Consider the following 14,152-nt stretch of genomic DNA (forward strand, 5'->3'; position numbering starts at 1 on the left):
ATCCATTTTTCGGCCGCCCACCATGACCAATAATTTCGCCAAGCTTAGCCTTGTTTCCGCGCTGACCATGCTGGGCGCCGCGCCCGCCCTGGCGCAGACGGCCGCCGCGCCCGCCGCGCCGGCCGCCGCCGCCTCGGCCGGTAGCTGCCCGGCCATCCTCAAGCACAGCTTCAACCGTCTGCAGGACGAGGCGCCGCAGGACCTGTGCCAGTATGCCGGCAAGGTCATCCTGGTGGTCAACACGGCAAGTTATTGCGGCTTCACCAACCAGTACGAGGGGTTGGAGGCGATGTACGCCAAGTACGGCAGCAAGGGCCTGGTGGTGCTGGGCTTCCCGTCGAACGACTTCGGCAAGCAGGAGCCGGGCAACGGCAAGGAGATCGCCGATTTTTGCTACAACACCTACGGCGTGAAATTCCCGATGTTCACCAAGTCGGTGGTGTCCGGACCGAATCCGAACCCGCTCTACGTCAGCCTGATCAAGAGCACCGGCAAGACGCCGGCGTGGAACTTCCACAAATACCTGATCGACCGCAACGGCAAGGTGTTGGAGAGCTTCCCGAGCAAGGTCACGCCGAGCGACAAGCAACTGGTCGGCGCGGTCGAAAAAGCGTTGGCGATGTAAGGTCCGCGCCGCCATACCGCCGCCCCCGCCATACCGCCGCCCCCGCCATACCGCCGCTCCCGCCGCGCCGGCGGGAGAGCGGCCCCACCCGCCATCCCGTCCCCCGTCCCCCGTCCCCCGTCCCCCGTCCGCCATCCCCTGGCGCTGCTGCGGCGGCCCCCTTGCGCCGCCAACAATCGTCCCCTGCCGGACGGTATGGAAACAACAATAGTCTTGAATAGTTTATATTTTCCCGGATGCAAGTGAGATATAATGCCGGAAACTATTATCAGAAAAGCCATGCCTTCTTCGCCCCCAGCCCTCACCCAAACCTATTTTGCGGCATTGCTGAACCAGCGTTTCCAGTTGGCCGGCCATGACGGCGTCGAACTGGAACTGATCGCCGTCGAAGCGCGAACCGCCAGCCTGGCGGGCGGCGCGGCGTTTTCCTTGCTGTTCAGCGGCCCGCAACCACCGTTGCCGCAGCAGATCTTCACGCTGCGCTCCGCCGCCGGCAGCGTGGACATCTTCCTGGTGCCGCTGGCCAGCGTCGGCGCGGCCGTCCACTACGAAGCGGTGTTCAATTGAGCGCCCGCCGCCATTCCACAATTTCAAGGAGCCAAGCATGGGCAGTCCATACCTAGGCGAGATCCGCATCATGTCTAGCACCGTCGTGCCGAAAGGCTGGGCGCGCTGCGAAGGTCAAATAATGCCGATCAACCAGAATCAGGCGCTGTTTTCACTGATGGGCACCAGGTACGGCGGCGACGGCCGGGTGACCTTCGCCTTGCCCGATCTGCGCGGCCGCGTACCCATCCATATGGGGCTGGGCCATGTACAGGGGGAGAGGGGCGGTGCGGCGGAGCATACGCTGAGCAGCAGCGAGCTGCCGGGCCACAACCACCGTTTGAGTATGAGTTCGGCGCTGGCCAACAGCGGCGCGCCAAGCGGTGCGCTGCCCGGCAGGAAGGGCCGGCTCGGGCGCGACCTGTTCGCCGCCGCCAGCAACACGGTCGCGCTCAACAGCCAGGCCGTGGCGCCGGTCGGCGACTCGCAGGCGCATCAGAACATGCAGCCCAGCCTGGTGCTGAATTTCTGCATCGCGCTGCAGGGCATCTTCCCTTCCAGAAACTAGACCAGGAGTCGCCATGGCACAACCATACATCGGTGAAATTCGCATGTTCGCAGGAAATTACGCCCCGGCGGGCTGGATGTTCTGCGACGGCTCCATCCTGCCGATCTCGGAGAACGACGCCTTGTTCAATCTGATCGGCACCACCTACGGCGGCGACGGCCAGAGCACCTTCGCCCTGCCCGATCTGCGCGGCAGGTTGCCTGTCGCTGCGGGCAGCGGCAGGCAGCTGGGCGAATCCCTCGGCAGCGAGCAAGTCACACTCACCACCCAGCAGATACCGGCGCATACGCACGCGCTGCTGGCCTCGGGCGAGCGCGCCACGCCGAGCGCCGGCGCCGCCACCGGCCTGCTGGCCAACACCGGCGGCAGTGCCGTCTACGCCCATCCCGCCGCCCCGGCGCCGATGCGCAGCGGGGCGATCAGTTCCGCCGGCGGCAGCCAGCCGCACGACAATATGGCGCCTTATCTGTGCGTCAGCTTCATCATTTCGCTGTTTGGCATGTTTCCCTCGTCGTCTTAACCTCATTGAACGGAAGCAGTAGTCATGTCCGATCCATTTCTCGCAGAAATTCGCATTTTTTCCTTCGATTTCGCCCCCACAGGTTGGGCGATATGTGATGGCGCGCTGCTCTCCCTCCGCCAGAACACGGCGCTGTTTGCGCTGCTGGGCACGAACTACGGCGGCGACGGCAAGAACACCTTCGGGCTGCCCGACCTGCGCGGCCGCGCGCCAATGTTCTGGGGCCAGGGGCCGGGCTTGTCCGACTACTACCCCGGCCAAAACGGCGGCAGCGAGACGGTCACGCTGGACGCCAGCCACATGCCGGCCCACGCGCACCAATTGCAGCACGCCGGCGCCGCCGCCGCCTACGCCGCGCCGGGCGATTCGGTGCTGCTGGCCGATGCCGCTCCGGCGCAGATCTACAGCGCCGCCACCGGTGCCGACGTGGTCGCGCCGGCGCTCGCGCTGAACCCGGCCGGCGGTTCCATGCCACACAACAATATGCAACCCTACCTGACGCTGAATTTCTGCATCTGCTTGCAGGGCACTTTCCCGCCGCGGAGTTGAGCATGCTGCATTTGCGTCCGGTCGGCGAGCAGGACCAGGCTTTCCTGTTGCGCGTCTACGCCAGCACGCGCGCCGACGAGATCGCCCAGACCGGCTGGAGCGAGGCGCAGGCCGAGGCCTTCGTGCGCATGCAGTTCGCCGCCCAGCAGCAGCACTACCGTAGCCACGAGGCCGACGCCGATTTCGCCATCATCGACATCGACGGCGTGCCGGCGGGGCGGCTGTACGTGGCGCGCCGGCCCGAGCGCATCCATGTGATCGACATCGCCATCCTGCCGCCGTGGCGCGGCCGCGGCCACGCCACGGCCTTGTTGCGGCAACTGCTGGCCGAGGGCGAGCGTGCCGCCTTGCCGGTCAGCATCCATGTCGAGATCCACAATCGGGCCCAGCGCTTGTATGCGCGGCTGGGCTTCCAGGAAGTCAGTAGCGCCGGTCTGTACCGGCTGATGGAGTGGCGCGCCGGCGCCGCGCCGACGCCGCAACCATAACGTAGGACGGAGAACCAACATGATGAAACGGCGTGAACTTTTGAAAAAAATCGGCGGCAGCTCGCTGGCCCTGGCCGGACTGGGACTGGCGGCCGCGCCGTCGCGCGCCGGCGCGGCCGATGCCGACGGCGGCGCCGGCTCGGCCGGCTTCGTCTGGAGCCAAGCGGCGGCGAGCGCCCTGGTCGGCCAACCGTTCTGGCTCAACCACCCGGAATTTGGCGCCGTCAGCCTGACCTTGGAGGCGGTGCGCGGCGTCGCCCCGAGCGTCGGCGCTGCCCCGGCGACTCCGGCGACTCCGGCGACCCCGGTGGGTGCGGCCGCCGCGCCGGCCGTGGTCATGCGGACCGCGCCGCCGGCCAGCGCCGCCGTGCCGCGCACCGAGCAGTTCTCCCTGTATTTCGTCGGCCCCCGTGGCGCCCAGGCGACGCAGGGCAACTACGACCTCGACCACCAGCAGATCGGCCGCTTCACGCTGCTGTTGCTGCCGGGCGAACCGCGTCCGGGCGCCACCGTCTATCGCGCCGACTTCAGTCTGCTGCTGTAAGCCCGCCGCGCCGATTTTCCCCGACTAGATTTTTACCCGCTACCCCCACTCCGCCCGGACCCACTATGCACAAACATGCCTCAGCCAATCGTTTCTATCGTCTCGTCTGGAGCCATGTGCATGCCTGTTGGGTCGCCGTGGCGGAGGGCGCGCGCGGTCGCGGCAAGGGCGGTTCCAGCGCGCGCGCGGCGCGCCGCCTGGGGCTGGCGATGCTCGCCGGCGGGCTGGGCGGTGCGGCCGGCGCGGCGGCGCCACCGCCGCCCAACGCGCTGCCCGGCGGCGCCCAGCTGGTGGCCGGCCAGTCCAGTATCGCCAGCCACGGCGCGCAGATGACGGTGACGCAGCAATCGGCCCAGGCCATCATCAACTGGCAGCGCTTCGACATCGGCGCCGACGCCGCCGTGCGCTTCGACCAGCCGTCCGCCTCGGCCGTCGCGCTGAACCGCGTGATCGGCAGCGACCCGTCGCAAATCTACGGCAAGCTGTCGTCGAACGGCAGCGTGTTCCTGATCAATCCCCAGGGCGTGCTGTTCGGCGCCGGCGCGCAGGTCAACGTCGGCGCCCTGGCGGCGTCCTCGCTGGGCCTGGCCGACAGCGCCTTCCTCGCCGGCAGATATGAATTCAGCGGCGCCGGCACGGCCGGCGCGGTGCGCAACGCCGGCAGCATCGCCGCCGCCACCGGCGGCTATGTCGCGCTGATCGGCCCCTCGGTGGCCAACAGCGGCAGCATCAGCGCGCCGCAGGGCAGCGTGGCGCTGGCGGCCGGCGAGCAGGTCGGCGTCGACCTGCGCGGCGACGGCCTGGTCAGCGTGCGCGTCACGCGCGGCGCCCTCAAGGCGCTGGCCGACAACGCCGGCCTGATCGTCGCCGACGGCGGCCAGGTGGTGCTGACGGCGGCCGCCGCCGACGCGCTGACCCGCTCAAGCGTCAACAACAGCGGCGTGGTGCAGGCGCGCGGCCTGCTGGCCGACGGCGGCAGCATCCGCCTGGTCGGCGACGGCGAGGTGTACGCCGGCGCGCTCGACGTCTCCAGCGCCCACGGCGCCGGCGGCAGCATCGGCGTCGGCGGCGCCAGCGTCTCGCTCGACGGCCGCCTCAACGCCGACGGCGCGCGCGGCGGCGCCATCCAGGTCGACGCCACTGGCAACCTGTCGGTGGCGGCCGGCGCCAGCGCCGCCGGACTGGCCGGCGACGGCGGCGCCATCGCCTACCGGGCCGGCGCCATGCTGGTGGAAAACGTCAACGCCAGCAGCAGCGTCAACGGCAGCGCCGGCGGCGGCGGCACCGTGCTGGCGGCCGGCGCCGGCGTGTTGTCGTCGGGCCGCCACAGCGCGCAGGGCGCGACCGGCGCCGGCGGCCGCATCGATGTCTCCGGCGCCGACGTGCGCCTGCTCGGCGCCCAGCTGGACGCCTCGGGCCAGACCCGGGGCGGCCTGGTGCGCGTCGGCGGCGCCTTCCAGGGCGGCGCCGCGCGCGCCGACGCGCCCGACGCGGCGCGCTTCGTCACGCGGTGGGGCGCCACCGCCGCCATCGCCAACGCCAACGCCACCTTCATCGGCGGCGGCAGCACGATCGACGTGTCGGCGCGCGGCGCGGCCGCGCAGGGCGGCACCGCCGTGGTCTGGTCGCAGCAGCAGACCACCATGCTGGGCGCGCTCAAGGCCGGCGGCGGCGGCGCCGGCGGCACGGTGGAGATCTCCTCGAAAAACGATTTGCGCTACGTCGACCTGGAGCAGATCGTCGCCGGCCGTGGCGGCCAATTGCTGCTGGACCCGAAAAACCTCACCATCGGCAACACCGCCAGCAGCTGGACCTACCAGGCCATCCTCGGCAACGGCTACGGCAACGTGACCGGCGCCAGCGCCGTGGTCGACCCGCGCGCCGGCGAGGGTTATGGCGCCAGCGTCGCCCTCAACGCGGCCGGCGACGTGCTGGCCGTGGGCGCGCCCTACAACGCCGGCGCCGCCGGCACGGCCAGCGCCACCGGCGCGGTGCGCCTGTACGGCTTCAGCGGCGCCAACTATGCCAACGTGGTGCTGCGCTCCACGCTGGGCCTGGGCTACGGCGGCGCCGGCAATCTGAACATCGCGCTCGACCCGAACGCCCAGTTTGGCAGCAGCGTGGCGCTGAACGCCGACGCCAGCCGGCTGGCGGTGGGCGCGCTCGGCGCCAACGGCGGCCTCGGCCAGGTCAGACTGTTCACCTTGGGCGCCACGCCGGTCGGCTACGCCGTCATCAACGGCGGCAGCGGCAACCAGAGCCGGGCCGCCGCTTTCGGTTCGGCGGTGGCGCTCAACGCCGACGGCAGCAAGCTGGCGGTCGGTGCCCTGGCCGACCAAGGCTACGACAACCACGCCAACAGCGGCGCGGTGTATCTGTACACCGCCGCGAACGCCGCGCCGGTCTTCAGCCGGGTGCTCAGCAGCAGTAGCAACAGCGGCAGCTCCATCTACAACACGGGCTTGGCCGCCGACGCGCAGTACGGCACGGCGGTGGCGCTCAACGCGGCCGGCGACAAGCTGGCCGTCGGCGCGGTCGGCGTCGACGACGGCAAGGGCGCCGTCTACCTGTACACCAATCCCTTCGCCGGCATCGCCAAGGTCGCGACCCTGGGCTTGGGCTACAGCGGCGCCAACAATTTGAACTTGCCGCTGATGGACGGCGCGATGTTCGGCTCCTCGGTGGCGCTGAACGCCAGCGGCAGCGTGCTGGCGGTCGGCGCCGCGTCCGACGGCGCGTATGGCGCCACCGAGCTGGGCGGCGGCAGCGTGCGCATCATCAATTTCGGCGCCGACTTCGCCGCGCCGAGGCTGGGCGCCACGCTGGGCGGCGGTTACACCGGCGCCAACGACGTCAATCTCACCCTCTCTCCTTGGGAAAGCTTCGGCTACGCGCTGGCGCTGAACGCGGCCGGCGACCGGCTGGCCGTCGGCGCGCCTTACGCCGACGGCGGCAGCGGCAGCGTCGCGGGCAGCGGCAATGTGCGCATCTTCAACATGGGCAGCCAGGCCGTCGGCAACATCCCCTATTCCTACGGCGGGCTGGGCAGCAGCGCCCTGATCGACGCCGCCGCGCTGGCCACGGCGCTGAAGGCCGGCACCTCGATCACGCTGCAGGCGAGCAACGACATCACCCTGTTGGCCGGCAATCCGCTCGACGCCGGCGCCGGCAGCGCCGGCGCCTCGCTGAGCCTGTCGGCCGGCCGCAGCATCGCGCTGAACTCGGCCGTCACCTTGGCGGCCGGCGGCTCGCTGACCCTGACCGCCAACGACAGCCTCGCCCACGGCGTCATCGACAACTACCGCGACGCCGGCGCCGCCGGCATCACGCTGGCGGCGGGCGCCGACGTGACGGCCGCCAACGTCGCCATCACCATCGGCAACGACACCGCCAAGACCAACAGCGGCACCGGCAGCATCGGCATCAACAGCAGCGTCAGCGGCACCACCGTGTCGGTCAAGAACCTGGGCGCCAACGGCGGCGGCGGCGACGTGCTGCTGGGCGCCAGCGGCGTCCTGCGCGGCGGCGGCAGCGGCACGACGATCGAAGTGGTCGCCACGGCCAATTTTAAAAACGGCAATACCTCGGACGCGGCGACGCACGGCCTGAACGCCGGCGCTGGACGCTATCTGGTCTACACCGGCAGCCCCGCCCAGACGGTCGGCCGCGTCACCGGCTACGCCAAGCACTACGCCCAGTCCTACACCGGCAGCACGCCGGCCTACGCGGCCAGCGGCAACTGGTTCCTCTACTCGGCCACGCCGACGCTGACCGTCAACGCCGCCGCCGCCGGCAAGACCTACGACGGCCTCAGCACGGCGCCGACGCTGGGCTACAACGTCGGCGGCCTGATCGACGGCGACACCGCCGCCATCCTGAGCGGCGCGTTGGCGGTCAACGGTCTGTCGAAGAACGCCGGCAGCTACGCCATCGACCTCGGCACGCTGGCCAACTCGCTGGGCTATGTGGTGAACTACGTCGGCAACAACCTGGTGGTGGCGCCGCGCGCGCTGACGGCCAGCGTCACCGGCGTCGCCAAGGTCTACGACGGCCTGAGCAACGCCGGCGTGAACTATGCCGACAACCGCCTGCCGGGCGATACGCTGACCCTGAGCGGCAGCGCCAGCTTCGTCGACAAGAACGCCGGCGTCGCCAAGGCCATCGACGTCAGCGGCATCGCGCTGAGCGGCCCCGACGCCGGCAACTATACGCTGAGCAACGGCGGCGCCCGCGCCAGCGCCGACATCACCCCGCGCGCGCTGACGGTGGCCGCCGCCAGCGCCGGCAAAACCTACGACGGCCTGAAAGACGCCGTGGTGACGCTGAGCGACGACCACGTCGGCAACGACAGACTGACGCTGAGCAGCGCCGCCGGCAGCTATGCCGACAAGGACGTGGGCGTCAACAAGACCGTCAGCGTCGCCGGCATCGTGCTGGGCGGCGCCGACGCCGCCAACTACACCTTGAGCGCAACCACGGCCACCACCCAGGCCGGCATCGCGCCGCGCACGCTGACGGCCAGCCTGTCGGCCGGCGACAAAATCTACGACGGCCGCACCGCCGCCAGCGCCACGCTGGGCGCCGACCAGCTGAGCGGCGACAGCGTGACGCTGAGCGGCGGCGCCGCCGCCTTCGCCGACAAGGACGTCGGCGCCGGCAAGACCGTCACGGTCGGCGGCCTGACGCTGGGCGGCGCCGACGCCCACAACTACACGCTGGCCGACACCAGCGTCAGCGGCCGGGCCAGCATCACGCCGCGCACGCTGACCGTCGCTGTCAGCGGCATCAACAAGATCTACGACGGCGGCATCGGCGCCAGCGTGGGCTACAGCGACGACCACCTCGGCAACGACAGCCTGAGCTTCACCAGCCAGGCCAGCTTCGCCGACAAGAACGCCGCCGGCGGCAAGCCGGTCAGCGTCAGCGGCATCACGCTGGGCGGCGCCGACGCCCGCAACTACACGCTGGCCGCGACCAGCGGCAGCACCAGCGCCAGTATCGCGCCGCGCCTGCTGACCGCCAGCGCCAGCAGCGCCGGCAAGGTCTACGACGGCCTGAGCGACGCCGTGGTGGTGCTGGGCGACGACCGCGTCGGCGGCGACCGGCTGGCGCTGGCCAACGCCGGCGCCGCCTACGCCGACAAGAGCGCCGGCCTGAACAAGGCCATCGCGGTGCACGGCATCAGCCTGTCCGGCGACGACGCCGGCAACTACACCCTGGCCTCGAGCGCGGCCACGGCGCACGCCGCCATCACGCCGCGCACGCTGAACGCCAGCGCCAGCGGCGTCAACAAGGTCTACGACGGCGGCACCGGCGCCGCCGTCACCTACAACGACAACCGCCTCGCCGGCGACGTGCTGGGCTACACCGAAAGCGCGCTCTTCGCCGACAAGAACGTCGCCACCGGCACGGCCGTCAGCGTCAGCGCCATCGCGCTGACCGGCCCCGACGCCGGCAACTACACGCTGGCCTCGACCAGCGCGTCGACCAGCGCCAACATCACGCCGCGCACCTTGACCGCCGGCGCCACCGCGAGCAAGGTCTACGACGGCCTGGCCACGGTCAGCGCCAGCATCGTCGACGACCGCGTCGTCGGCGACGACCTGGTGCTGAGCGCGGCGGGCGGCGCCACCAGTTTCGCCGACAAGAACGTCGGCACCGGCAAGGCGCTGACGTTGCGCGGCGTGAGCTTGTCCGGCGCCGACGCGCGCAACTACGTGCTGGCCTCGACCACCGCCAACGGCAGCGGCAGCATCACCAAGCGCACGCTGACGGCCAGCATCAGCGCCGACGACAAGGTCTACGACGGCCAAACCACGGCCGTGGTCCGCTTCGGCGACGACCACCTGGCCGGCGACGCGCTGAGCCTGTCGGCCAGCGGCAGCTTCGACGACAAGAACGCCGGCAGCGGCAAGACCGTCACGCTCGGCGGCGTGACGTTGGGCGGCGCCGACGCCGGCAACTACCAGATGGCGGCGACGCCGGCCAGCACCACCGCGTCGATCACGCCGCGGGCGTTGACGGTCGGCGCCAGCAGCGCCGGCAAGGTCTACGACCGCCTGACCGGCGCCGTGGTGACCCTGAGCGGCGACGCCATCGCCGGCGACACGCTGGTGTTGGCCAGCGCCGCCGCCGACTACGCCGACAAGGATGTCGGTGCCAACAAGACCATCGCCGTCAGCGGCATCACGCTGTCCGGCGGCGACGCCCGCAACTACACGCTGGCCTCGACCGTCGCCACCGCGCACGCCGGCATCACGGCGAAAGCGCTGACGGTGACGGTGAGCGGCGCCAGCAAGGTCTACGACGGTCTGGCCGGCGCCAGCGCCACGCTCGGCGACGACCGCCTCGGCGGCGACGACCTGACCGTCGCCGCCGGCAGCGCCAGCTACGCCGACAAGAACGTCGGCGCGGCCAAGGCGCTCAGCGTCGGCGGCCTGGCGCTGTCGGGTAACGACGCCCGCAACTACGTGCTGAGCTCGACCGTCGCCACCGGCCGGGGCGCCATCACGGCGCGCGCGCTCAACGCCACCGCCGCCGGCGTCGACAAGATCTACGACGGCCTGACCACGGCCGCTCTGACCTACGCCGACGACCGCGTCGCCGGCGATGCGCTCAACTTCAGCGCCGGCGCCGCCTTCGCCGACAAGAACGCCGGTAGCGCCAAGCTCATCACCATGGGCGGCGTGACGCTGGCCGGCCTCGACGCCGGCAACTACACGCTGAACTTCGCCGGCGGCCCGGTCAGCGCGAACATCACGCCGCGCACGCTGCAGGTCAGCGCCGCCGGCGCCAGCAAGGTGTACGACGGCGGCACCGCCACGTCGGCCTCGCTGAGCGACAACCGCCTCGCCGGCGACCGCATCGTCGTCAGTGGCGGCGGCGCCTCCTTCGCCGACAAGAACGTCGGCAACGGCAAGGCGCTGACGGTGCAGGGCGTGACCCTGGGCGGCGCCGACGCGGCCAACTACCGGCTGGCCAGCAGCGGCGCCAGCGGCACCGGCAGCATCACGGCGCGTGCGCTCAACGTCAGCGCCAGCGCCGCCGACAAGGTCTACGACGGCAGCGTCGCCACCACCGCCGCGCTGAGCGACGACCGCCTGTCCGGCGATAGCCTGAGCGTCGGCAGCGCCGGCGCCAGCTTCGCCGACAAGAACGCCGGCAGCGGCAAGCTGGTGACGGTGAACGGCCTGGTGCTGGCCGGCGCCGACGCCGGCAACTACACGCTGGCCTCGTCCAGCGCCAGCGCCACCGCCAGCATCGAGCGGAAGACGCTCAGCGCTGCCATCGACGGCGTGGTGGTCAAGAACTACGACGGCACGACGGCGGCGGTCATCGATGGCGGCAAGCTGGCACTGTCCGGCTTCGCCGCCGGCGAGAGCGCCAGCGTGGCCCGCGCCAACGGCGTCTACAACAACGCCAACGTGGTCGGCGCCAGCAGCGTCAGCGCCACGCTGAGCGCGGCCGACGTGACGGCGGGCGCCGCCACGCTGCTGTCGAACTACCTGCTGCCGAGCGGCGCCAGCGGTGCCGGCGCGATCGTGCCGAAGGCGCTCAGCGTCGGCGGCATCGTCGCCGCCGCCAAGACCTACGACGGCAACGTCGCCGCCACGCTGAGCAACAACGGCAGCTTGAGCGGCCTGGTGTCCGGCGAGTCGCTGGGCTTCGGCGGCACGCTCAGCGCCAGCTTCGACAACCGCAACGCCGGCAGCGCCAAGCTGGTGACCGTCAGCGGCTATACGCTGACCGACGGCGCCAACGGCCGCGCCTCCAACTACCAGCTGGGCGCCGCCAGCGCCACCACCACCGCCAGCATCAACCAGGCCGCGCTGACCGTGCGCGCCAACGACGCGGCGCGCAGCGCCGGCGCGGCCAATCCGGCGCTGGGCTACAGCGTCAGCGGCCTGCTGGGCGGCGACAACGATGGCCTGGTGAGGGCCACCGTCAGCACCGCCGCGACGGCGCAATCGGCCGCCGGCGCGTATGGCATCAAGGTCGCCGGGCCGGAGCTGGCCAACTACAAGGTCAACTGGGTGGACGGCGTACTGACCGTTACCGGCGCGCCGGCGCCGACGCCGGCCGAGCAGCAACTGGCCACCGCCGTCACCAGCATCGTTCGTCCCGTGCTGATCGCCACGCCACCGGCGGGTTCGCCCGACCTCAACGTCTTCAGCGTGCCGAGCGCGCCGGCTCCCACGCCGGCCACCTTGGCCGGCGCCGTCTCGGCGGGCGGCAATAACAGCCTTGGCGCCAGCACCGGCGGCAACGCGAACGTGAACAGCAACGACGGCGCTGTCGGCCGCAATGGCGCGCCGAATCCGGCAGCGCAGACCACCACCTCCACCCTGCCGGGCGGCACCCAGGTACTGGCGATTAACGGCGGCATCCGCACGGAAGAATAATGCAGCAGACCCCATTCAATTTGCATCAGCAAGGTAAACCAGTGCGCCAGCGACTCAGCAGTACCGGCAGTTCCAACCATTCCGACAACGTCGGTGCCGTCCCGTCCATGCGGGCGGCGCGGCGCGGCGCGCTGGCGCTGGCCATCCTGTGCAGTCCCGCCCTGGTCTACGCCCAGGCGCAGGGCGCGCCGGCGCCGCAAGTGCCGGACGCCGGGCGCCTGCTGGAAACCAACCGCGCGCCGGCGCTGATCGTGCCGCCCAAGGCCGGCGGCACGGTGCTGCCGGACAGTCGGCCGAACCAGGGCGTGCAGCTGGCCGGCGCCCAGCGCGTGATGGTGCGCCGCTTCACGCTGCAAGGCGTGAGTGCGCTGCCGGAGGCGGCGTTGCAGCAGCTGTTGCAGCCCTATACCGGCCGCGAATTGAGCTTCGACGAATTGAGCCAGGCCGCCAACGCCGTCAGTACCTACTACCGCAAGCAGGGCTACTTCCTGGCCACGGCGGTGCTGCCGGCGCAGGAGCTGGGCCAGGGCGAGGTGCGCATCATGGTGCTGGAAGGGCGCGTCAGCGAGATCCGCCTGGTGCCCGACGCCACTGTGCGCTTGCAGCCGGCGCAGGCGCGCCGCTACCTGGACGCCCTGACGCCGCTCGGCCAGGCGCTGCGCGACGCGCCGCTGGAACGCGCGCTGCTGCTGACCGACGACTTCCCCGGCGTCAGCGCGCGGACGGAACTGAGTCCCGGCGCGCAGCGTGGCGAGACCGCGCTCGACGTGGCGTTGACGGAAGGCCCGCTGCTCAACGGCAGCCTCGGCCTGGACAACTCCTCCAACCGCTACACCGGGCGCGTGCGCCTGCAGGGCGGTTTGAATTTCAACGACATCGGCGGCCTGGGCGGCCAGGCCTCGCTGCTGGCCTCGACCACCGGCGCCGACTTCAATTACGCCCGCCTCGGCTATGTGATGCCGGTCGGCGACCACGGCACCCGCGTCGGCGGCGCCTATTCGCACCTGCGCTACCACCTGGGCGCGGAATTCGCCTCGCTGAACGGCTTCGGCGGCGCCGCCGTGGTGCAAGTGCTGCTGACCCATCCACTGCTGCGCAGCGGCGACAGCAACATCCAGCTGCGCCTCGGCTACGACGACAAGCGCTACACCAACGACGCCAACGGCGCGCGCACCAGCGACAAGCAGGTGCAGGCGCTGCCGCTCGGCGTGAGCTACACCAGCCAGGACACATTGTTCGGCGGCGGCTACAGCATCGCCTCGGTCGACCTCACGGCGGGCCGCGTCGACCTGTCCGGCAACGCCGCCGCGCTGGCGGCCGATGCGGCCAGCGCCGCCACCCAGGGCCGCTTCACGCACACCAACTATCAATTCGGCCGCTACCAGCGGGTCGGCGCCGGCGCCACCGCCATCGTCAGCCTGAACGGCCAGCTGGCCTCGCACAACCTGGAGTCGGGCGAGAAGATCTCGCTCGGCGGCCCGGGCCGCGTGCGCGCCTATCCGGCCGGCGAGGCCAGCGGCGACGCCGGCTACGTGGCCACGCTGGAGGGGCGCTACGAGCTGCCGGCGCTGAAGTCGGAGCTGGCCGCCTTCTTCGACTACGGCCACGTCACGCTGAACCACAGCGTGTACGCCGGCGCGCTGGCGCCCGACGGCCCCGGCAACAGCTACAGCCTGAAGGGCGTCGGCCTGGGCTGGACCTGGCGTCCGCTGGCGCGCACCTCGGTGCAGCTGCAGGTGGCGGCCAAGGTCGGCAGCAATCCGGCCCGCAACGCCAAGGGCAACGACGCCGACGGCAGCGCGGCGCGCAGCCGCGCCTGGTTCCAGATCTCGACCTACTTCTAGCCGCCAGGCGTGCGGCGCTTGTCAGCTGCGCCGTAGTTGGCTACTCTGGACGGCCACGGTGATGCA

Annotated in this window: 9 protein-coding genes; all 9 read left to right on the forward strand. The window is 71.1% G+C overall.

Annotated elements, in window-relative coordinates; all coding sequences use genetic code 11:
- Positions 1-22: 22 nt before the first annotated feature.
- On the forward strand, positions 23-625 hold the full coding sequence (locus H7U20_RS04010) for a glutathione peroxidase (protein WP_199518320.1): 603 nt from the start codon (positions 23-25) through the stop codon (positions 623-625).
- A 279-nt stretch (positions 626-904) separates the two neighbouring features.
- Positions 905-1,192 (forward strand): DUF6916 family protein, encoded by a 288-nt coding sequence (locus H7U20_RS04015; protein WP_199518321.1) that lies wholly within the window; start codon positions 905-907, stop codon positions 1,190-1,192.
- A 37-nt stretch (positions 1,193-1,229) separates the two neighbouring features.
- The gene (locus H7U20_RS04020) at positions 1,230-1,739 is read left to right on the forward strand and encodes a phage tail protein (protein ID WP_199518322.1); all 510 of its coding nucleotides are present in this window, start codon (positions 1,230-1,232) and stop codon (positions 1,737-1,739) included.
- A gap of 13 nt (positions 1,740-1,752) precedes the next feature.
- A complete protein-coding gene (locus tag H7U20_RS04025; protein ID WP_233410486.1) occupies positions 1,753-2,259 on the forward strand; it encodes a phage tail protein in 507 nt (168 codons plus the stop codon).
- Positions 2,260-2,283: 24 nt separating this feature from the next.
- Entirely contained in the window at positions 2,284-2,808 is a 525-nt protein-coding gene (locus H7U20_RS04030; protein ID WP_199518323.1) for a phage tail protein, read from the forward strand.
- A 2-nt stretch (positions 2,809-2,810) separates the two neighbouring features.
- Positions 2,811-3,296 (forward strand): GNAT family N-acetyltransferase, encoded by a 486-nt coding sequence (locus H7U20_RS04035; RefSeq protein WP_199518324.1) that lies wholly within the window; start codon positions 2,811-2,813, stop codon positions 3,294-3,296.
- A gap of 19 nt (positions 3,297-3,315) precedes the next feature.
- The gene (locus H7U20_RS04040; RefSeq protein ID WP_199518325.1) at positions 3,316-3,840 is read left to right on the forward strand and encodes a DUF6916 family protein; all 525 of its coding nucleotides are present in this window, start codon (positions 3,316-3,318) and stop codon (positions 3,838-3,840) included.
- Positions 3,841-3,905: 65 nt separating this feature from the next.
- Positions 3,906-12,242 carry a YDG domain-containing protein gene (locus tag H7U20_RS04045; protein WP_233410487.1) on the forward strand — a complete coding sequence of 2,779 codons (8,337 nt, stop codon included), beginning with the start codon at positions 3,906-3,908 and terminating at the stop codon, positions 12,240-12,242.
- Positions 12,242-14,086 carry a ShlB/FhaC/HecB family hemolysin secretion/activation protein gene (locus H7U20_RS04050; RefSeq protein WP_199518327.1) on the forward strand — a complete coding sequence of 615 codons (1,845 nt, stop codon included), beginning with the start codon at positions 12,242-12,244 and terminating at the stop codon, positions 14,084-14,086. The genes H7U20_RS04045 and H7U20_RS04050 overlap by 1 nt, the downstream gene beginning before the upstream one ends.
- The last annotated feature ends 66 nt before the right edge of the window (positions 14,087-14,152 follow it).

This window comes from Rugamonas violacea (assembly GCF_016461825.1).
GTDB lineage: Bacteria > Pseudomonadota > Gammaproteobacteria > Burkholderiales > Burkholderiaceae_D > Rugamonas.

Coding starts and splice junctions, on each gene's coding strand:
- H7U20_RS04010 (WP_199518320.1), top strand. CDS start 23: ATGACCAATAATTTCGCCAAGCTTAGCCTTGTTTCCGCGCTGACCATG.
- H7U20_RS04015 (WP_199518321.1), top strand. CDS start 905: ATGCCTTCTTCGCCCCCAGCCCTCACCCAAACCTATTTTGCGGCATTG.
- H7U20_RS04020 (WP_199518322.1), top strand. CDS start 1,230: ATGGGCAGTCCATACCTAGGCGAGATCCGCATCATGTCTAGCACCGTC.
- H7U20_RS04025 (WP_233410486.1), top strand. CDS start 1,753: ATGGCACAACCATACATCGGTGAAATTCGCATGTTCGCAGGAAATTAC.
- H7U20_RS04030 (WP_199518323.1), top strand. CDS start 2,284: ATGTCCGATCCATTTCTCGCAGAAATTCGCATTTTTTCCTTCGATTTC.
- H7U20_RS04035 (WP_199518324.1), top strand. CDS start 2,811: ATGCTGCATTTGCGTCCGGTCGGCGAGCAGGACCAGGCTTTCCTGTTG.
- H7U20_RS04040 (WP_199518325.1), top strand. CDS start 3,316: ATGATGAAACGGCGTGAACTTTTGAAAAAAATCGGCGGCAGCTCGCTG.
- H7U20_RS04045 (WP_233410487.1), top strand. CDS start 3,906: ATGCACAAACATGCCTCAGCCAATCGTTTCTATCGTCTCGTCTGGAGC.
- H7U20_RS04050 (WP_199518327.1), top strand. CDS start 12,242: ATGCAGCAGACCCCATTCAATTTGCATCAGCAAGGTAAACCAGTGCGC.